Annotated in this window: 16 protein-coding genes; 8 read left to right on the top strand and 8 right to left on the bottom strand. The window is 67.2% G+C overall.

All coding sequences use genetic code 11. The annotated features are described in order from the left end of the window. Positions 1–30 precede the first annotated feature (30 nt). Complete coding sequence (locus ACE37B_RS10290) at positions 31–2,589, bottom strand: penicillin acylase family protein (RefSeq protein WP_409923237.1); 2,559 nt, start codon at positions 2,587–2,589, stop codon at positions 31–33. Positions 2,590–2,731: 142 nt separating this feature from the next. On the opposite strand from ACE37B_RS10290, the gene ACE37B_RS10285 reads away from it, so the two are divergent. Continuing rightward, positions 2,732–4,450: an NAD+ synthase gene (locus ACE37B_RS10285; RefSeq protein WP_409923236.1), complete on the top strand. Its 1,719-nt coding sequence runs from the start codon at positions 2,732–2,734 to the stop codon at positions 4,448–4,450. Here the strand turns inward: ACE37B_RS10285 and ACE37B_RS10280 are convergent. Continuing rightward, positions 4,428–4,577 carry a hypothetical protein gene (locus tag ACE37B_RS10280; RefSeq protein WP_409923235.1) on the bottom strand — a complete coding sequence of 50 codons (150 nt, stop codon included), beginning with the start codon at positions 4,575–4,577 and terminating at the stop codon, positions 4,428–4,430. The genes ACE37B_RS10285 and ACE37B_RS10280 overlap by 23 nt on opposite strands. A 66-nt stretch (positions 4,578–4,643) precedes the next feature. On the opposite strand from ACE37B_RS10280, the gene ACE37B_RS10275 reads away from it, so the two are divergent. The 3 genes from ACE37B_RS10275 (at position 4,644) to ACE37B_RS10265 (ending at position 9,002) form a co-directional block, all read left to right on the top strand. Continuing rightward, positions 4,644–5,399: an NUDIX hydrolase gene (locus ACE37B_RS10275; protein ID WP_409923234.1), complete on the top strand. Its 756-nt coding sequence runs from the start codon at positions 4,644–4,646 to the stop codon at positions 5,397–5,399. Between the two features lie 90 nt (positions 5,400–5,489). Next, positions 5,490–6,611, top strand: a complete 1,122-nt coding sequence (locus tag ACE37B_RS10270) for a SpoIIE family protein phosphatase (RefSeq protein WP_409923233.1) — start codon at positions 5,490–5,492, stop codon at positions 6,609–6,611. Positions 6,612–6,827: 216 nt separating this feature from the next. After that, positions 6,828–9,002, top strand: a complete 2,175-nt coding sequence (locus ACE37B_RS10265; RefSeq protein WP_409923232.1) for a putative bifunctional diguanylate cyclase/phosphodiesterase — start codon at positions 6,828–6,830, stop codon at positions 9,000–9,002. A 24-nt stretch (positions 9,003–9,026) separates the two neighbouring features. Here the strand turns inward: ACE37B_RS10265 and dut are convergent, their stop codons facing one another. Continuing rightward, positions 9,027–9,464 (bottom strand): dUTP diphosphatase, encoded by a 438-nt coding sequence (dut, locus tag ACE37B_RS10260; protein ID WP_409923231.1) that lies wholly within the window; start codon positions 9,462–9,464, stop codon positions 9,027–9,029. A gap of 141 nt (positions 9,465–9,605) precedes the next feature. Here dut and selA point away from each other — a divergent pair, with 141 nt between their 5' ends. Together selA and selB are read left to right on the top strand one after the other, a co-directional pair. After that, positions 9,606–10,907 (top strand): L-seryl-tRNA(Sec) selenium transferase, encoded by a 1,302-nt coding sequence (selA, locus tag ACE37B_RS10255; protein WP_409923230.1) that lies wholly within the window; start codon positions 9,606–9,608, stop codon positions 10,905–10,907. Continuing rightward, positions 10,904–12,622: a selenocysteine-specific translation elongation factor gene (gene selB, locus ACE37B_RS10250; RefSeq protein WP_409923229.1), complete on the top strand. Its 1,719-nt coding sequence runs from the start codon at positions 10,904–10,906 to the stop codon at positions 12,620–12,622. Before selA ends, selB begins: the two co-directional genes overlap by 4 nt. Positions 12,623–12,704: 82 nt before the next feature. On the opposite strand, the gene ACE37B_RS10245 is transcribed toward selB, so the two are convergent. Both ACE37B_RS10245 and ACE37B_RS10240 read right to left on the bottom strand, forming a co-directional pair. After that, a complete protein-coding gene (locus ACE37B_RS10245; RefSeq protein WP_409923228.1) occupies positions 12,705–12,992 on the bottom strand; it encodes a WhiB family transcriptional regulator in 288 nt (95 codons plus the stop codon). A gap of 270 nt (positions 12,993–13,262) precedes the next feature. Next, complete coding sequence (locus ACE37B_RS10240; RefSeq protein WP_409923227.1) at positions 13,263–14,630, bottom strand: NfeD family protein; 1,368 nt, start codon at positions 14,628–14,630, stop codon at positions 13,263–13,265. A gap of 68 nt (positions 14,631–14,698) precedes the next feature. Between ACE37B_RS10240 and ACE37B_RS10235 the strand changes: the two genes are divergently transcribed. Together ACE37B_RS10235 and ACE37B_RS10230 are read left to right on the top strand one after the other, a co-directional pair. Beyond that, complete coding sequence (locus ACE37B_RS10235) at positions 14,699–15,583, top strand: ArsA-related P-loop ATPase (protein WP_409923226.1); 885 nt, start codon at positions 14,699–14,701, stop codon at positions 15,581–15,583. Continuing rightward, positions 15,580–16,689, top strand: coding sequence for an ArsA family ATPase (locus tag ACE37B_RS10230; protein WP_409923225.1), 1,110 nt, complete (start codon positions 15,580–15,582; stop codon positions 16,687–16,689). The genes ACE37B_RS10235 and ACE37B_RS10230 overlap by 4 nt, the downstream gene beginning before the upstream one ends. A gap of 17 nt (positions 16,690–16,706) precedes the next feature. On the opposite strand, the gene ACE37B_RS10225 is transcribed toward ACE37B_RS10230, so the two are convergent. The 3 genes from ACE37B_RS10225 to ACE37B_RS10215 all read right to left on the bottom strand — a co-directional run bounded on the left by ACE37B_RS10225 (position 16,707) and on the right by ACE37B_RS10215 (position 19,573). After that, a complete protein-coding gene (locus tag ACE37B_RS10225; protein WP_409923224.1) occupies positions 16,707–17,192 on the bottom strand; it encodes a DUF2017 family protein in 486 nt (161 codons plus the stop codon). Continuing rightward, complete coding sequence (gene clpS, locus ACE37B_RS10220) at positions 17,189–17,485, bottom strand: ATP-dependent Clp protease adapter ClpS (RefSeq protein WP_409923223.1); 297 nt, start codon at positions 17,483–17,485, stop codon at positions 17,189–17,191. The genes ACE37B_RS10225 and clpS overlap by 4 nt, the downstream gene beginning before the upstream one ends. A gap of 69 nt (positions 17,486–17,554) precedes the next feature. Continuing rightward, positions 17,555–19,573 (bottom strand): protein meaA, encoded by a 2,019-nt coding sequence (locus ACE37B_RS10215; protein ID WP_409923222.1) that lies wholly within the window; start codon positions 19,571–19,573, stop codon positions 17,555–17,557. Between the last annotated feature and the right edge of the window lie 277 nt (positions 19,574–19,850).

Genomic DNA, 19,850 nt, shown 5'->3' with positions numbered 1-19,850 from the left:
CGTCGGGCCCGCCGCCACCGGTGCAGCCGGTCAGGCCTGGCGGATCACGAGGTCGGACACGTTCGGATCGGCATCGATCGCCTCGTCGGTGCGCAGGACCGTGCGCCAGTTCTTCTCGCTGAAGCGAATGGTCTGGCTCTCGAACTCCGCGCTGTCACGGTTGCCGGTCTGTCCATAGGTCAACAGGGCGTGAGCGTTCGGTGCTCCCGACGAATAGTCGACCGCCAGAACGAAGCTGGTCCCGAAGTTGATCGGGTAACCGTCGCTTCGGAGTGGTCCGTCGGGCGCCACGCTGTCGCCGCGGACGGGGGTCGGTTCGGTGGACGAGTTGTTCGATGACCAGTCGACGATGTTCGTGACGCCGTCGGCGTTGGTGCCGCCATGGAGCGGGATCCGATCGCCGGAACGCTCGGTGAACTGCGCGGCACCGAGCGTCGAGTCGATGTCGAAGCCCGACTTCGTCATCGCCTGAACGGCCCGGGCGAGCGCGGTCAGCACGGGCCGGACGTCGTCGGCCAACACCGAGGGCGTCGTGGTGGGGAACTCCGGTACGAAGGGATCGGCGAAGAGCGGGCCGATCTCGGTGCGTTCATCGCCGGAGAAGCGGGACATCGTCTCGCGCCAGATGATCGGGCCGGCGCGGTCGAGGTCGTATCGGCCATCCCACGCCGCCAGCACGTCGCAGGCAGCGGTGAGATCGACCACCTCGGCCGCAAGCGCGACGGTCCCGTCGTTCGCGAGGAGATCGTCGACGTCGACGAGCGGGTTCGCCCGGCACGCTGCGACGACCTGGTCGAGCAGTACCAGCGCGCTGTGGCCGGTGTTGTCGAAAGCCGCCGTGGTCAACTCGTCGAGTGACCATTGGCCGTCGTCTCCGGCCAGACCGAGCGGGTTCGCCGACGACAACACGGCGGCGTTCTGACGTGTCCGCATCGTCTGGGGCACGTTTTGCTGGCCGTGTGCGATCGAGTAGACGCCGTCGAGAGTGAATTCGTCGCTCGGCACCCAGTAGCTGTCGTTGGCGTTGAACACGTAGTCGGTGCGTTCCACCATCGGCATCTCGGCAAACGGCACGAGCCCGAGGTCTCGGGCACCGTCGACCTCCTCCCACCGGAAGGTGCTGTCGGAGCCGTCGAGCAAGATGATGCCGCTGTCGTAGGCGACCGTGGTGAACAGATCGCCCTCGATCAGCTTGGACAGAAAGATCAGCTCGGCCTGGGTGCTGAGGTTCGGCGTCGCGGAGGTGTCGGCATACCAGGTGCGACCGTCGGCACCGGCGGCGACGGTGTTGAAGAGGGGAATCGACTGGTGCCGCTCGTGCGTGGCGATGAGGTCGTCGAGATCGGCGACGTCGACCATGTCGAGGTAGAACTCGACGAACTCGTCGTTGTCGATGTTCGCGTCGCGATACGTGAGCACCTGCTGTTCGGTCCAGCCGACGCCGGGGAAGTCGAGGATCGGCCCGTACTCGCTGCTGTACAGGGTCCGGGTCTCGGCGTCGATCGTGCCGTCGGCGCGCAGAATCTCGACCGAGTGTTCGGTCGCAGTCATCGGACGCGGCTCGCCGTCGACGAGATACGTGGTCGGCGAGGTCGGATCGAGGTCGAGCGTGTACGCCGTGAAGCGGTTGCCTGCCGAGACGGTGTGCGACCAGGCGACGCCGTCGGTGAACCCGATCCCGACGCCGGGGAGACCGGCGAGCTGCGCGCCGTAGATGTCGATCTCCCCGGGAACCTGCAGGTGCACTTCGGCAAAGCGGAGTTCGCCTTCCCACGGAAAGTGCGGGTTCGCCAAGAGCAGCGCACCGGTGCCGGACTCCGTCCGATCGGCGCCGATCGCCCACGCGTTGCTCCCGACGTCGGCCGGGCGAAGCCGCCCGAAGTCCGGGAGCGCCGCGTCGGTGCTCGACGGGGTGCCCTCCAACGGCGCCTGATCGGCGGTCGGGGTCTCGAGCGCGGGAGGCTGCGCGGCAGAGATGAAGTCGGTGAGCCGAGCGCTGCTCGCCAGCAGTGCGATCGACCGAGCGTAGGCGTAGACCTCGACCGCGTCGATCGGTCGGGTCCAGGTCGCGTCGGCACACCACCCGGAGAGTCCCGCATCGGCGAACTGTTGGTTCCACCCGCTGGCAAACGCCTCGAACTGCTCGACGATCGCTGTCGACGCCTCGGCGAAGTCGGACGCCGCCATGCCGGCGATGCCGATCGCCCGCCAGGCGAAATCGCTCTCGACGTTCTCGCCGTTGGTGCCCGGGCCGAGGAACTGCGAGCGCTGGCCCGACACCTTCAAGATCTGGTCGATCAATGTGCAGCCGTGGTCGGCGCCGCTGACGTATCCCTGCCCGAACGCCAAGTCGTCGAGGTCTCGACCGCTGATGTGGGGCACCCCATCGGTCGTCCGCCGGATCCGAGCTTCATAGGTGGGGGGGACCGTGGTGGTCGTCGTCGTGGTCGTCGTGGTGGTCGCCACGGTCGTGGTCGTCGTCGTGGTCGTGTCCGCCGAGGTCGGCAGGGGAATCGATTTGGGGCCCTCGCTCGGCGAGCAGGCAGCGATGAGCAGTGACCCTCCGAGCACTGCGGCTCCCCACCTCACGCCCACTTCATCTCATCTCGTGCGACCACTCCGCCCAATAGTGCCAGATGAGGGGGTGGGGCTCGCAGCGAGAACACGATCTTGCGTCATGTCGGTTCGAGCGAGTGGTCGACGTCGATCACCGGAGGCGTATCGTGACGCCGTGACCGTGTTGCGTATCGCCTTGGCCCAGCTGAATCCGACCGTGGGAGACCTGGCGGGCAACCTCGGCAAGCTGATCGAGGCCTACGAGGCAGCCGAGGCGGCCGGCTGCGACATCGTCGCGTTCCCGGAGCTGTCGACGACCGGGTATCCGCCCGAAGACCTGGTGCTCAAGCCCGGGTTCGTCGAAGACAACCTGGAGATGCTCGCGACCTTCGCCGCATCGACTCGACGCTGCGCTGCCGTCGTCGGCTTCGTCGACCAGGATCGCGATCTGTACAACGCCGCGGCGGTGTGCGCTGGTGGGGAGGTGCTCGGCACGTACCGCAAGCGACTGCTGCCGAACACGACGGTGTTCGACGAGCAGCGGTACTTCACGCCTGGCGATGCGTCCGATCCGTTGGAGCTGTACGTGATCGGCGGGGTGAAGGTCGGCGTGTCGATCTGCGAAGACATCTGGAGCCCGTCGGGACCCGTCGCCGTGCAGGCTGCGGCAGGGGCCGAGGTGAACATCAACATCAACGGGTCGCCCTACTCGATCGGCAAGGGGGTTCGTCGCGAGCGGATGCTCGCCACTCGTGCTGCCGATTCGCACTGTGCGGTGGTCTACGTCAATCAGGTCGGGGGGCAGGACGAGTTGGTCTTCGACGGCGGTTCGTTGGCGTTCGACCACGAGGGCTCTCTGCTCGCTCGCGCGCCGCAGTTCGTCGAGGCGTTGATGGTCGTCGACGTGCCGGTGCCGCCGGTGTACCGCAAGCGTCTGCTCGACCCGCGAGGCAGGAGCACGAGCGACATGTTGCCGACGGTCGACGTGTCGGCGACTCCAGCAGCAGGCGTCGTCGAACCGCTGTCGCCGATCGCTGAGCCTCTCGATGCCGACCGCGAGTTGTATGACGCATTGGTGCTCGGCACACGTGACTATTGCGTCAAGAACGGGTTCAGCGATGTCGTGATCGGATTGTCCGGAGGGGTCGACTCGTCGATCATCGCGGCGATCGCGGTCGATGCGCTCGGGGCCGATCACGTGCACGGCGTCTCGATGCCCTCGCGATACTCCTCCGATCACTCCAAGTCCGACGCGCAGCAACTCGCCGAAGCGCTCGGGATCGAGATCCGCACGATCTCGATCGAGCCCGCGTTCTCGGCGTATCTGGAGATGCTCGGCGAGTCCTTCGAGGGGCGTGAGCCGGGGCTGACGTACGAGAACATCCAGTCTCGCTGCCGAGGGCAATTGTTGATGGCGCTCTCGAACGAGTTCGGGTGGATGGTGTTGACGACCGGAAACAAGAGCGAGGTGGCGGTCGGTTACTTCACGATCTATGGCGACTCGGTCGGCGGGTACGCGGCGATCAAGGACGTGTTGAAGACCCGTGTCTATGACTTGTGCCGTTACGTCAACCGGCGCGAGGGTCGCGAGATCATCCCGGAGAACGTGATCACGAAGCCGCCGTCGGCCGAGCTTCGCCCGGACCAGCGCGACGACGACAGCCTCCCGCCGTATGAGGTGCTCGACCCGATCCTGCAGCTGTACGTCGAAGACGACCGCACCGCCGGCGAGATCGTGGAACTCGGTTACGACGAGCAGTTGGTGCGTCGGGTGACTCGCCTCGTCGACATCGCCGAGTACAAGCGGCGTCAGAGCCCGCCCGGCGTGCGGGTGAGTCGCAAGGCGTTCGGCAAGGACCGCCGTCTGCCGATCACCAGCGGGTACCGCGGCTGACCGAGGCGGCTCGCTCGATCGCGATGCAAACCCACGCCATGGCTTCGTCGAGAATGGCGAGCTCTGCGCCGTTGTGGACCACGGTCTGCGCTCCGCTGTAGGCGGCGCCGAGCGAGAACTCGGCCACGACGTGTTGTGGGTGGCGGATCCGGCCGGTTTCGCGGAGGCGGGTGACTCGAACGACACTGGTCGCATGCCCGCTGACGCCGCCGTTCCACCTCCCGTCGCTCTCGACGATCGACTCCGGTCGACGATCTCGGAGCGGCTGCGTTCGCACGACCGGATCGAACTCCCGCTCGACGGACGCCGCCACGCCGCGGTCGCCGTGGTGCTCGTCGACTCGTCGGTCGGCGACGATGCCGACGACCCGTTCTCGTTCGACGACGCAGAGATGAGCATGATCCCGGGGTACGAGGGTGGGCTCGACGGACGGATGGCGAACGTGGCGGGCGGGGCATCGTTCGTGCTGTGCCGTCGAAGTGCCGGGCTCAACAAGCACGCGTCGCAGTGGGCGCTTCCCGGTGGTCGCATCGACGTCGGCGAGACCCCGATCGGCGCCGCGCTGCGCGAAACCGACGAGGAGGTCGGTGTGCGCTTCGATGACTCGCGGGTGCTCGGGCTGCTCGATGACTATGCCACGCGGTCCGGGTACGTGATGACACCGGTGGTGGTCTGGGGAGGTCCCGACGTCGTGCTCGCTCCCAACCCTGACGAAGTGCTTGCGGCCTACCGAATCGGACTCCACCAGCTCGCACGCACCGACTCGCCGCGTTTCGTCGACATTCCCGAGAGCGATCGTCCCGTGGTCCAACTCCCGATCGGCGGCGATCTGATCCATGCTCCGACCGGGGCGGTGCTCGTGCAGTTCCGGTGGCTCTGCCTCGATGGCCGCCCGAGCGCCGACGCGCGAGTCGGCGGATTCGAGCAGCCGGTCTTCGCTTGGGGCTGATCGCACCGGGCAGGCGCTGCTGCGCTGGAGCGACCCGACCTCAAGTCGACCGGTCGGTCTGCCGATCAGCTCACCATGACGGTTGGATCGATGGTTGGCGACGCCCTTCTCGGGCTCTCTCGCGACACCGAGTTCGCCCGTCGAGTGTCGCGACTCATCCACGACGGGATCTTGGTCCAGGTCGGTGGAGGAGAGATCGTCTGGTCGAACCCGGCCGCATGTCGATTGTTGCGGATGAGCTGGGAGGAACTCGCTGGGCGGACGTCGCTCAGCCCTGAATGGCAGGCCACCCGGCCCGACGGTCGGCCGTTCCCCGGGGACGAACATCCAGCGATGCGCGTGTTGGCAACCGGCAAGGCGCAACACGACGTCATCATGGGTGTCACGGTCGGTGACGGTTCGACGCGCTGGTTGTCGATCGACTCGACGCCCTGGAACGTCGACGGTATCCACGTGGCGATCACGGTGTTCACCGACGTGACGAGCGACTTCGATCGCACCGACGAACTGTCTTCGGTCATGCGGGAGCTGGAGAAGACCACCAACCAGCAGCGGTGGCCGACGGACGAGCGGATCGAGTTCGCAGCGGGGTATCGCTCGGTCGGCCCGTCACGTCGCATCGGCGGCGACTTCTACGGTGCCTACGACTTCCACGATGGCCGCAAAGGTTTCTTCCTCGGCGATGTGTGCGGTCACGGTGTGAAGGCAGCCGGACTCAGCTCGCTTGCGCGCCACACGCTCCAGGCGATCGGCCCGTTGCTCGACGATCCCAATGACGTGCTCGCTCGGCTCCACGACGTGATCATGGAGCAGTCACCCAAGAGCTACCTCACCGCGGTCTACGGGTACATCCGGGATCTGGGGGACGTGCACGCGGTTCGCTTCGCCTGTGGCGGACACCCGCGTCCGATCCTCGTGTCGAACGGCGTGGCGTCGTATGTCGGCGGTTTCGGCTCGATCGTCGGCATGATCCCGAACCTGGCTCGTCCGGTGCACGAGCTCCTGATGGCCCGCGGCGACATGCTCGTCGTCTACAGCGACGGATTGCTGAGCACTCCGACGCCACAACTCGAGGAGTCCGAGCTGCTCGACCTGATTCCCACCGACCTGGAACCGATGGCCTTGGTCAACGAAATCCTCCGCATCGCCAGCCCTGACGTCGCCGACATCGGCCACGACGACACCGCCGTCATGGTGATGCGTTTCGAGTGATCGCTGCCCCGTCCCCGCGCCGCCGCACGCCCCCGCACGCCCCGCACTGTGGTGCCGCCGCGCCGCGGTGTCGTGCCGGCCGGGCGCTCATGGTTGGCCCGGCGCTGATGGTCGGCAGCGGCGAGGAGGACGATGACGTTTCCGATCAAGGTCGTTTCGGCGCTGACCGATAGACCTCCTATGCCGAACGGGAGCAGCATTGCGCAGAGAGGTCACTTGCCTGCACCCAGAACGCTGCGCATCCTGCTCGCCGTCGACGACGACGTCACCGCACGGTTGGTCGCGACGGAGTTCCTCGGCGACGAGATGCTGCACGTGACCCGATGGTCGCCGGAACAACTCCTCGAGCGGGACCTCACCACGACCGATCACGATCTCGTCCTCCTCGGCATCGGCTCGGTCGCCGGCACGCTCGAACAGCTCCGCCAGATGCGCACGGAGTCCCCCGTCGTCGTCATCGCGGCGCATGACACCATCCGCGATGCGAGCGGCGCCTCGGCGTCGACCGAACGGTTGACAGCGGCGGTGACGGAGCCGGTGATCGAGGCATTGATGGAGGCCGGAGCCGACGATGTGATTCCTCCGTGGTCGCTCGGAAGCGGTCTGCTGCGCCGGGTCGTCCACCATGCCATCGACCGAGCAGAGGCGACCCGCCTGCGCGACGAACAGAGTCGCCTGCTCGTCGCCCTCGCCTCGAACAGCCTCGACTCGGTGCACGTGCTGAACGAACACGGCGTCGTCGTCTTCAAGCAGCGGTCCTCGACCGCTGCAGCGGCGTCGAGTCCGAATCAGTCCATCGGCCGATCGAGCATGGACTTCGTCCACCTCGACGATCGGACGAGATGGCAGGCGGCCTGGTCGAACGTCATCGCCGGTGGGCCATCGTCGACCGAGGAACTCACCGTGCGTCTGCAGACCACCAGCGGGTACCAATGGACCGAGCTGCGGCTGGTGAACCTCCTCGATCACCCGGTCGTGCGAGGCATCGTGGTCAACGGACGCGACGTGACGGAGCGACGCGAACTCGAGCGTCGACTCGCGCATCAGGCGACCCACGATGCACTCACGGGCCTTCCGAACAGTGAGCTACTGCGCGACCGCGTCGACATGGCACTGGCGCGCTCAGCCCGCCACGATCGGGCCGTCGGCGTGCTCTTCGTCGACCTCGACCAGTTCAAGTTCGTCAACGACAGCCTGGGCCGCGATGCCGGCGACGAATTGCTTCGGGCCGTCGGCTGCCGCATGGAAGAGGTGGCGCGCGCGAGCGACACCGTTGGTCGACAAGGCGGGGACGAGTTCGTCGTGCTGGTCGAAGACGTTGACGGGATCGGCGAAGTGTTCCCGATCGCCGAGCGATTCAGCCGAGCGTTGGCCGAGCCGCTGGCGATCAATGGTCAGCATCTCGTGACCGGAGCGAGCATCGGCATCTCGATGTCGATCGCCGGCGACAAGACCGCCGAGGCGATGCTGTCCGAGGCGGACGCTGCGATGTATCAGGCGAAGCGAGCCGGCCGTGGTCGCGTCGAGATCTTCGACAACGACCTGCGTGAACGGCTGTTGCGCGATCGGCGAGTCGAGGCCGAACTCCGTGACGCCATCGCACTCGGCCACTTGGTCCTGATGTATCAGCCCATCATCGATGTGCCGACGAGAACGATTCGAGGGTGTGAAGCCCTCGTCCGTTGGCAGCATCCGGTCGACGGATTGATGACCCCCGACCGGTTCTTGCCGGTCGCCGAGGAGACGGGGCTGATCCTCGAACTCGACCGTTGGGTCGTCGAGGCGGCGTGCCGCGAGAACGTCAGGTGGGAGACCGAGCACGGTATCCGAGTCGGCATCAGCGCGAACATCTCTGCGGCGAGCGCGGTCGATCCGACGTTCGCGACGTATGCCAAGGGGGTCGTCGCCGCCACCGGCATCGACCCCAAACGGCTCACTCTGGAACTCACCGAGACCGGTCTGCTCCAGCATCCCGACCGGGCCGAGGCGACCGTGCGCGATCTGCGCCTGATGGGTATCGCCGTCGATCTGGACGACTTCGGGACCGGCTTCTCATCGCTCGCGCACCTGCAGAGCCTGCCGCTCACCGGGTTGAAGATCGACCGATCGTTCGTGGCCGGCCTCGGACGTCGAGCGAGCGACACGATCATCGTGCGGTCGACGATCAACCTCGCTGCCGACCTCGACATGACCGTGACCGCCGAAGGCGTCGAGCGGGTGGAGCAACTCGCCATCCTCGAGAGTTACGGCTGCGATCTCGTGCAGGGCTACTACTTCGACCGGCCGCAGACCGTCGAACAACTCGACGCTCGATTCGCGAACTCCGACCCGCGCACGATCGTGTGGCGTTCGCTGCTCGACGACGTCGGATTCGGTGACGGCTGGCGCTGACCCCGCCGCTGTGTGTCGATCAGGTCAGCGACCGGAGTGGCCGAAGCCCCCGCCGCGGTCATCGCCGTCGAGGTCGTCGGACTCGACCCATTCGACTTCGGCGACGGCCTGGATCGTCAATTGTGCGATGCGATCGCCTCGCTCGACGCGGTAGTCGACGTGTGGGTCGGTGTTGGCGAGGATCACCTTGATCTCGCCGCGGTACGCACTGTCGATCAGGCCGGGGGCGTTGACGACGGTGATCCCGTGCTTGAGAGCGAGGCCACTGCGCGGGAGGACGAATCCGCCGTAGCCACGCGGGATCGCGATCGAGATGCCGGTCGGCATCAGTGCGCGCCCGCCGCCTGCCGGTAGGACGAGCGACTCGCGGGCGAACAGGTCCATCCCGGCGTCGCCGTCGTGGGCGTAGCGGGGCACCGGGAGATCGGGATCGAGTCGGACGATGGGAATGTGCACGGCCACGTTCGGCGATGGTAGCGGGGAGGGGTCGGGCCGTTCTCGGCGGTCTCTGGATCGACGACGACCGTATGCTTGCCCGATGCGTTGGGGTGCGACGAGCAGGTGGATGTTGTGACACAACCCGACGCTGAGCAACCTGACCGCGTGCCGTCGCAGCGGCCCCCATCGGTCGATGCGTTGGCCAGGTCACTTGCACCGAGTGGGCTGCCGCATCCGTTGTGCGTCGAAGTGGCCCGGGCGGCGATCGCCGCCGGCGCTCCTGATCGCGCAGCGGCACTGGCCGAGACCCGGCGTCGCTCGTTGCTCACCGACGTGATCAACGCAACGGGTGTGCTGCTGCACACGAATCTCGGTCGTGCGCCGCTGGCGCACGCGCAACCCGCTCGTGCGCAAACCGTCGAGTTCGATCTGGAGACCGGCGAACGCGGATCTCGGCAGCGAGCCGTCGGCCAACTGTTCGCCAAGCTGTGCGGTGCCGAGTCGGCGATGGTCGTGAACAACAACGCCGGTGCCGTGCTGTTGGTGCTCGCGGCGCTGGCGGCGGGACGTGAGGTCCCGGTGAGTCGCGGCGAGAGTGTCGAGATCGGCGGGTCGTTCCGCGTGCCGGAGGTGATGGAACAGTCGGGGTGTCGCCTCATCGACGTCGGCACCACGAACCGGACACGACTCGACGACTATCGCCGGGCGGTCGAACGGCCGGGCGCCGATGTCGCGCTCGTGATGAAGGTCCATCCGAGCAACTACCGCGTCGACGGGTTCGTCGAGGAGACCACGATCGCCGAACTCGCGACGCTCGGCGTCCCGGTCATGGCCGACATCGGCAGCGGTCTGCTCGACGCGAACGCGCCGTGGCTGCGCGGGGCCCCACCGGCGTGGCTGGCTGGGGAACCCGCCGCAGTGCAGGCCATCGCCGACGGAGCCGACATCATCACGTTCTCCGGCGACAAGCTGCTCGGCGGACCGCAAGCCGGGATCATCGCCGGTCGAGCCGATCTCGTCGATCGCTGCGCTCGCCATCCGCTCGCACGAGCACTCCGACCGGGCGGACTCGTGTTGCGCTCGTTGCAGGACACGGCGCTCACCTACCTCGACAAGCGTGCGGCGACCGACCTCGCGTTCTGGCGGATGGTGTCGCGTTCGGTCGGCGAACTCGAAGCGAGCGCCGAGCGGGTCGTGGAGCGTCTCCTGGCGGAGTTCGGGGTGGCCGACGGACTCGTCGGCGTCGAACGGATGGACGCACTGCCCGGTGCGGGTTCGGCTCCTGGGGTGACGATGCCGTCCGCGGGACTCGTGGTCGAGCGTGACGTGCTCGACGCGCTGCGAGCCTCCACGCCGCCGATCATCGCGCGTTCTCGCGACCATCGAACGTTCCTCGACCTGCGTGCCGTCGAGCCGGAGGATCACGAGGTGCTGGTCGTCGAGTTGGGGCGGGTGCTCGGCGCGTGACGGTCATTGCGACGGCCGGACACGTCGACCACGGCAAGTCATCGCTGGTGCTGGCGCTGACCGGCACCGACCCCGACCGTTTCGAGGAGGAGAAGCGACGCGGTCTCACGATCGATCTCGGGTTCGCTCACACGACCCTGCCATCGGGCGCCGAGCTCAGCTTCATCGATGTGCCCGGGCACGTGCGGTTCCTGCGCAACATGCTCGCCGGTGTCGGAGGGGTGAGCGCCTGTGTGTTCGTCGTCGCCGCCACCGAGGGCTGGAAGCCGCAGTCCGAAGAACACCTCAGAATCCTCGAGTTGCTCGGGATCCGGCACGGCGTGGTGGCGCTGACGAAGGTCGATCTCGTCGACGACGACATCCGTGAGATCGCCGAGATGGACGTCGCCGACCGGGTGGCCGGAACGTTCCTCGAGGGCGCGCCGGTGGTGCACGTCGCTGCGACGGCCGGGATCGGACTCGACGAGATGCGTGCGGCCATCGACGAGATGATCGAGCGGAGCGATACCGCCGACGATCGTCGTCGCCCACGTCTGTGGGTCGATCGCGTCTTCGCCGCGAAGGGCAGTGGCACGGTCGTCACCGGGACCCTCGTGGGCGGCTCGTTCGCCGCCGACTCGCTGGTTCGGGTCGAGCCCGGCGAGCACGACGCGCGCATCCGCAGCCTTCAGACCGCGGGCCGCACCGTCGACGACATCGGCCCGGGCACCCGCGTCGCGGTGAACCTGAGCGGCGTCGACCATGACGAACTCCGGCGTGGGCATGCGATCGTGCTGCCCGGCCAGTGGCACCTGACCGAACGTGTCGATGCGTCGCTCGACGTGCTGCGGTCGCTCGATCACGACGTGTCGCGTCGCGGCGCGTACGTGGCCTACATCGGTGCAGGCGAGCACGCGGTGAAGATGCGGATCCTCGGCACCGAGGCGCTCGGCCCGGGCTCGTCGGGTGCGGTGCGGCTGTTCCTGCCGACCCGCCTCCCGCTACTTCCCGGCGACCGCTACATCTTGCGCGAGTCGGGGCGTGACGAGACGATCGGTGGCGGTGAGATCCTCGATGTGGCGCCGGTGCGGCGCGCATCGCAAGCCCAGCCCGATCGTTCGATCGAACGGGTCGTCGCCGAACGCGAGTGGGTGAGCGTCGACGAACTCGAACTCCTGACCGGCGAGCGTATGCCGGCGACGCTGGGCGTCTGGGTCACGACCACCGAGGCGCTCGCTGCGACGGTTGCCGGTGTGCGAGCGCGGCTCGACGATGCGGGCCCGACCGGCGTCGACATCGCGGTCTTCGACGAGCGCGAACGCGCTGCGATCGAGACGATGGACGACGTCGTCGTCGACGCCGGACTGGTGCTTCCCGCGGACGCCGTCGATCCGTACGCCGACCACCCGTTCTTGCAGGCGTTGCTCGACGGCGGGTTCGCCCCGCCGTCGGCGGCCGACGTCGACCGCAACGACCTCCGCGAGATGACACGGAGGGGTCACATCGTGCAGACGGACGGCATCGTGTTCCACTCGGCGACCATCGACGATGCGGCGTCGGTCGCAGCCGATCTGCTCGATCGCGATCCGGCCGGGTTCACGGTGGCGCAGTTCCGCGATGCCACCGGCGCCAGTCGCAAGTTCGCGCTCCCGCTGGTCGCCGAACTCGACAAACGCGGGGTCACACGTCGCCGCGACGATCTGCGCATCGCCGGCCCGCGCGTGCCTCTACGCTGAGAGATGCTCGGGCCCGGCCGTCGCCGGAGCGAGAACCACTGTCGCCCATCGTGAGCGGGACGTGCTGGTTACGCCGTGCGGGTCATGACGCGCTGGCCGACTCGGCTGAACTCGTCTCGATGAGCCGTCGACGGTCGTCGTAGTTGAGACCACCCCAGATGCCGTAACGCTCGTCGATGTCGATCGCGTGGCGGAGACACTCGAGTCGCACCGGACAATCGGTACAGATCGCCTTGGCCCGGGCCTCGCGGGCGATCTTGGCGTTCTTTCCTTCCGGGGTCATCGGTGGGTAGAACGCCACCCCCATCTTTCCCTGACAGGCCGCCGCGGACTGCCAGTCGTCGGGGTCTCGTCGTGCCAAGCTGCTCATTCGTCGGGCCCTCTCTGCCTTCGCCTGCAGCCGAGAGTAAGAGCCCGTGAGGTGCTGGTCAAGACCTGGTGTCAGGATGTCGCCATCACGTGTGCACAACCGACACGCTGCATGAACACCGGATCACCAGACGGTGACGACGGTGTTTCGCCGACGAAATCCGCCGGTTTGCCGACGGCTCGTCGGCTCCTCAGTCGGCGAGCTGGCGGGTTGCCCGGAGCGCTCTCCGGCCGGTTGCTCAGTGACCGACTCAGTGACCTACTCAGCGACCTACTCAGTGACCGGCTCAGTGACCGGCTCGGCGACGAATTCGTCGGTGGCGCCTCGTTTGCCACGCATCTCGCGGTAGTCCTTGGCGGCACCTTCGAGGGGCTCGACTTCGAGCGTCACGCCGTCGATCGCCGCGACGCGCACCGTGTCGCCCAGCGCCACGGGCGTCGCCCGATTCGTCCGAGCCTGCCAGCGACCTGCTCCCACCTCGACGACACCGTCGGGGTCGATCGCGGAGATGGCGGTGCCCTCCTCGCCGATCATCCATTCGCGGCCGATGGTCGGCGTGGCGAAGCGCGTGCGGACCATGTTGGGCATGCCGACGATGAAGGTCAGGGCGATTCCGCCGACGCCGGTGAACAGCGCGATCCACGACGGGCGCAGCGAGGTGCCGGGCAGATTCTCGAAGAGAAACCAACTGCCGATGATGGTGCCGACGATGCCGACACCGGTCCAGAATCTCGGTATTCCCACCTGGACGTCGACGGCGAACGCGAGCATCGCGAGACCGATCACCGCCAATGCCCACGGGCGAGTCGGGAGAACCGCCAGGCCGCTCGACGCCAACACCACGCACACGGCGCCGACCGCGCCCGCGACGCCGACGCCGGCGGTGAAGAACTCGAAGATCAGCAACGCGAGACCGGTCAGCAGCAGCAGGTAGGCGACCGGAGGGCTCGCCACCGTGTGGAACAACTGCTGCACCAGATCGAGCTTTGCGAAGCGGACGGTCGCCGTCGTGTCGTTGCGTCCCTGGCCGTTGTCGAGCACGACGAACTCGGTCGTTTCGAGAACGGCCCCGTCGACCTCACGACCGTCGAGGACCTGCACCATGCTCGTGATCGTCGGCACACCTTCGTCGTTGATCTCGGTGAACACCTGGAGCGCTCGCGCTTCGCTCAACCCGACCGAGTCGGTGCGCAGGGCGTCTTCGACCGCTCCACTGAAGTCGACGTCGATGCCGGCTGGCGACAGCGGTACGCCGATGTGGCCGACGCGGGCGCCGGGTGCCATGCCCGTGACGTCGGCCACCGCCAACAGCTGCGCCGACTTGCCGTAGAAGCGGGCGCCGGTCGGCCCGACCCAGATGGCGATGGGCACGGGGGCCTCGGCGACGTCGGTGAGCAACTGTGCGAGCGTTTCGTCGTCGACGACCGTGCCGCGAGAGTTGACCTGCAAGATGAGTGCCTGAGCGTTGTCGCGGTCGGCGCGCTCGATCGCGTCGTTGATCGAGTCGATCAGAATGTCGTCGAAGAGCCCGCTGACCTGGAGGACGTCGACCGACGGCAGCGAAGTCGCGGCTGGATCGGCGGCTGCGTCGTCGGATTGCGCGCCAGCGGGTTGACCGAACAATGAGAACGCCGCCAAGGATGCGAGCAGGGCGATCGCTAGTCTGCGCAAAAGTGCCTCCGGGAAACGAGAGTCCGCTGCAGTCCTTGACCGCCGCCAGAGTGGTCGTGGTCGCGGGCAAGGGCGGAGTTGGGAAGACCACGGTAACGGCCGTTCTGGCTCGTGCGGCAGCCGCCGACGGCCGTCGGGTGTTGGTCGTCGAACTCGACGGCAAACCCACGATCGACGAGATGCTCCCGGCCCGGCCCGGTCACGACCTCACCGTGATGCATCTGTCGGCTCCCGAAGCCCTCGAGGAGTACCTCAATGATCACGGGTTCAAGCGGATCGCCAAGCGTCTCAATCGAACCGGAGTGATCGACATGGTCGGAACCGCGGCCCCCGGCATCGACGATGTCGTGGTGCTCGGCAAGATCAAGGCGCTCGATCTCACCGGCGAGTACGACCTCATCGTGGTCGACGGTCCGGCTGCGGGCCACGCCGTGACGTTTCTCACATCAGCGGCGGCGCTCGGGCAGGCAGCGAGGGGTGGGCCGGTCAAGGCGCAAGCCGACGACGTGCTCGAGTTGTTGGGCGACCCCGATCGGTGCGTCGCGGTTCTGGTCACGCTTCCCGAGACGACGCCGGTCAACGAGACGATCGAGACCGCGTTCGCGCTCGAGGAGCAGGTCGGCATCGGGTTGGGTCCGGTCGTCGTCAACGCGGTCGACGTCGGGGCCGCGCTCCCCGGCGCCGACGAGCGCGCCGAGGTACTGCGCGATCGCCCGCCGGACGAGGCGCACGCGCTCGAGTACGCCGCGGCCTACCGACAATCGAGACGTGCGATGGAACGCGAGGCGATCGACCGCCTCGCCACCGGGCTGCCGTTGCGTCAGATCCATCTCGGAACGGTGGCCGCTCGCGCCGGGCTCACCGCTGACGACATCGACGCGCTGGCCGACGGCTTGATCGACGACGAGATCGGCACATGACGGTCGTCGACGTGGTGCACGGATCCGATGTCGTCGTGTGTTGCGGCTCCGGCGGGGTCGGCAAGACGACGACCGCGGCCGTGCTCGGACTGGAGGCGGCGAGCTTGGGGCGTCGCGTCGTCGTGGTCACGATCGACCCGGCGCGCCGGTTGGCTGATGCGCTCGGTCTGCGTGACGGTCTGTCGTCGGAGCCTCAGCGAGTCGACATCGCTGACGGCGTGGTGTCCGGCGACGCGCCGAGTGGCGAGCTGTGGGCGATGATGCTCGACACCGCGGCGACGTTCGACGGGTTGGTGAAGCGCTACGCCGACGACGAGGAACAGGTCGAGCGGATCCTGACCAACCGCTTCTACCGGAACATGGCCGGCGCGATGAGCGGTACGCAGGAGTACATGGCAGCCGAAACGCTGCACGCGCTGCACTTTGACGACCGCTTCGATCTCGTCATCGTCGACACACCGCCGAGTCGCAACGCACTCGACTTCCTCGATGCGCCCGGCGTGCTGTCACGTTTTCTCGACCATCGCGTTTTCAAGCTGGCGATGTTGCCGACGCGCAGCGGCCTCAAGTTCATCGGCGCGGCGGCGCAGCCGATCTTCAAGGCGATCGGCAAAGTCGTCGGATCGGACGTGCTGACCGATGCGCTGGCGTTCTTCCAGGCGTTCGCGGGTATGGAGACCGGGTTCCGTGAACGGGCCGACGAGGTCATCGCGCTGCTCCGAGCGGAGCGAACGTCGTTCGTCGTCGTGGCATCACCACGCAACGACACGATCACCGAGGCGGTGTGGTTCGCCCGCCAACTGCTCGACCAGGGTGTCGGTGTCTCGGCGGCGATCGTCAACCGCGTTCACCCGGACGTCGCCGCAGGGGTCGACCTCGACGCCGTGCGCGAGGCCGTCGCCGCGAACGAGCTCGACCCGCGCCTCCTCGCGTTGATGTCGAACCTGCTCGACCTCGACGCGATGCGCGCCGCGGAGCTGGATGCGCTCGCCCCGCTCGTGGAGCTCACCGAGCCGGCTCCGGTCGCGGTGCTCCCCTTGCTCGACCGAGACGTGCACGACATCGACGGGCTCCGCCAGATCGCCGACCATCTGTTCCGCACCTGACGTGTGGAGTCGGTGTGTCAGGTCGAGAGCGACCGGACCGTCCAGTCGAGGAGCCAGGACAGGAACGCGTAGAGCTGATGTTCGGGCGTCATCTCGTCGTCGCTCGGGTCGTCGTCTTCGCCGACGTCGAGCAGCGTGCCGAGGACGACACGTACGGCGTTGATCGATTGCAGGAACGCGTTGATGCCCGACTCGTCGAGGGTGGCGGCGTGTCCGGGGCGCAGATAGTCGGTGACGGTGTCGATCTGTGCGACGCGGCTGGCGACCAACTCCTCGCGCATGAGCCGCTGGTACTCGGCTTCCTTGTCGGGGTCATCGAGGAAGGCGGGCGGAAACAGGCGTTGCAGAAGCGGCGACGACTGGTCGTCGGAGGTCAGCAGCGCACGGAGTTCGCCGAGCAGGCGGACGATGATCGCTCGTTCGTCGTCCCCGAGGTTGATCGTCCACTCGGTGGTTCCCTGTTTGGTCGTCGCGAACACGGGTGGCTTGAAGCGACGGGTCACGTGTCGTGTTCCATCGTCGCCCAGAGGCTGTGCTCGTGGAGGCGGAACACGTGCATCTCGCACTCTTCGCGACTCCCCGACGCCACGACGGCTCGGCCCTTGTGGTGGACGTCGAGCATCAACTCGGTGGCCTTCTCGAGTGAGTGTCCGAACAGTTTCTGGAACACGTGCGTGACGTAACTCATCAGGTTGATGGGGTCGTTCCAGACCAACACGATCCACGGTCGGTCGACAGCGGCGTCGTCGTCGAGGTCGGGCTCCTCGACCTGTACGGGTTCCAGCGTCGTCGGCACACCTCCATTGTGCCCGACAACCGCTCGACCGAGACCCTCGACGACGGAAGCTGCAGCGATGCCGTCGAGTCAGGCGCGGTGGGCGACGGCGAGTTCGGCGATGTCGCGCATGATCTTGGCGATCTCGAAGTCCTTCGGGGTATACACGCGGGCGATGCCGAGTTCGGCGAGTCGCGGCCGGTCGTCTTCGGGGATGATGCCGCCGACCACGACGGGGATGTCGACACCCATTGCCTGGAGATGCTCGAGCACATCCGGCACGAGTTGGAGGTGCGAGCCGGACAGGATCGACAGGCCGATCACGTCGGGGTCTTCGTCTCGTGCGGACGCGGCGATCTGCTCGGGGGTGAGTCGGATCCCGGAGTAGACGACTTCCATTCCCGAATCTCGCGCGGCGACAGCGATCTGCTCGGCGCCCGACGAGTGGCCGTCGAGGCCGGGCTTGGCGACGAGGAACTTCGGCGGGCCCCCCGGGATCGATCGGACGAACTCGGCGACGTCGGCCAGTCCGGCCACCGAGCCGGGCGCTCCACTGACCCCGGTCGGGGCGCGGTATTCCCCGAACACCTCGCGCATCACGGTGCCCCATTCGCCGGTCGTGCCGCCCGCCTTGGCCAGGGCGATCGACGCGGGCATCACGTTGTCGTCGGACTCCGCCACGCGTCGCAACTCGGCGAGCGCCGCATCGACAGCGGCCTGGTCGCGCTGGGAGCGCCACACCTGCAACGAGTCGATGACCTGTTGCTCGACGGCGTGATCGACCTTGAGGATGTTGTTCTCACCGCCGAGCGGTGACTCCGCGGTCTCGACGAAGTCGTTGACCCCGACGACCGTCTGTTCACCGGATTCGATGCGGCGGGTGCGGGTCGCCATCGAGGAGACGAGGCGCGACTTGAGGACCTCGACGGCCTCGAACGCACCACCCTGGGCGAGCACGTCGTCCAGTTCGGCCTGGGCCTCGCCCCGGAGTTCGGCGGTGCGCGACTCGATGACATGCGAGCCGTCGAAGAGGTCGCCGTACTCGAGGAGGTCCGTTTCGAAGGCGAGCACCTGCTGCATTCGCAACGACCACTGCTGATCCCAAGGGCGTGGCAACCCGAGCGCCTCGTTCCAGGCTGGCAGCTGGACCGAGCGGGCCCGTGCGTTCTTCGACATCGTGACGGCGAGCATCTCGAGCACGATGCGCTGCACGTTGTTCTCCGGCTGTGCTTCGGTGAGCCCGAGCGAGTTCACCTGCACGCCGTAGCGGAAACGCAGCGCCTTGTCGTCGGTGACGCCGTAGCGGTCACGTCCGAGATCGGCCCACATCTCGGTCATCGCACGCAGCTTGCAGATCTCCTCCACGAAGCGGATGCCGGCGTTGACGAAGAACGAGATCGAGCCGAACACCTGCGAGAACTTCTCGTCGCTGACCTGTCCGGAATCGCGCACCGCGTCGAGCACGCCGATGGCCGTCGCGAACGAGTACGCGATCTCCTGCACCGGCGTCGCTCCGACCTCTTGGAGGTGGTACGAGCAGACGTTGATCGGGTTCCACTTCGGTGCGTGCTCGGCGCACCAGGCGACCATGTCGACGATCAGGCGCCGCGACTCGGCTGGCGGGAAGATGTAGGTACCGCGTGACAGGTACTCCTTGACGATGTCGTTCTGGGTCGTGCCGCGTAGTTCGTCTGGCGACGTGCCCTGTTCGTCGGCGTTCGCGACGTACAAGGCCAGCAGCCACGCAGCGGTCGCGTTGATGGTCATCGAGGTGTTCATCTGCCCGGGAGGGATCTGGTCGAGCAGCGTGCGCATGTCGCCGAGATGAGCGACGGGCACCCCGACCTTGCCGACCTCACCGCGAGACATCGGATCGTCGGGGTCGTACCCCGTCTGGGTCGGCAGGTCGAACGCGATCGAGAGACCGGTCTGTCCCTTGGACAAGTTGGTTCGGTACAACTCGTTGGACGCTTGTGCGGTCGAGTGGCCCGAGTAGGTACGCATCATCCACGGCCGGTCGCGGGGCCGCAGAGGGGCCGGTGGTGACGTCGAGGACGACGCGGCCGAAGCCGTCGGGTCGCTGGCGGAGTCGGCACTGGTTGCGCTCATCTGGAAAGTCTCGCCGTCGCGGAAAGAAATCCTCAAGTCGCCACGAGACGCGCCGAAGAACTACATGTCCCCGGGCCACCGGAGACAGGACATACCAGCCACCCGAAGCGATCGGTTCCTCCCCTTCCCTGTCGCTTTCGGGAATGGTTTCCCTTTGGCGGGAACCACGCCGGTCGGATGGCGGATCCGACCGGCGACGGACGCCGGAGAGCGGCGAGCATCATGCTCGCCGCTCTCTGCGTTCCGGGGACGGGTTGTCCTGCCGATCGCGCCGAGG

Origin of the sequence: Ilumatobacter sp. (assembly GCF_046290335.1) — a bacterium.
Taxonomy (GTDB): Bacteria; Actinomycetota; Acidimicrobiia; order Acidimicrobiales; family Ilumatobacteraceae; genus Ilumatobacter_A.
The sequence above is the reverse complement of the archived record's forward strand: the minus strand, read 5'-3'. Positions and strand labels throughout refer to the sequence as shown.

Excerpts from the sequence above, each read along its gene's own strand:
- ACE37B_RS10275 (WP_409923234.1), top strand. The coding sequence starts at position 4,644 with ATGCCCGCTGACGCCGCCGTTCCACCTCCCGTCGCTCTCGACGATCGA.
- ACE37B_RS10270 (WP_409923233.1), top strand. The coding sequence starts at position 5,490 with ATGGTTGGCGACGCCCTTCTCGGGCTCTCTCGCGACACCGAGTTCGCC.
- ACE37B_RS10245 (WP_409923228.1), bottom strand. The coding sequence starts at position 12,992 with ATGAGCAGCTTGGCACGACGAGACCCCGACGACTGGCAGTCCGCGGCG.
- ACE37B_RS10230 (WP_409923225.1), top strand. The coding sequence starts at position 15,580 with ATGACGGTCGTCGACGTGGTGCACGGATCCGATGTCGTCGTGTGTTGC.
- ACE37B_RS10215 (WP_409923222.1), bottom strand. The coding sequence starts at position 19,573 with ATGAGCGCAACCAGTGCCGACTCCGCCAGCGACCCGACGGCTTCGGCC.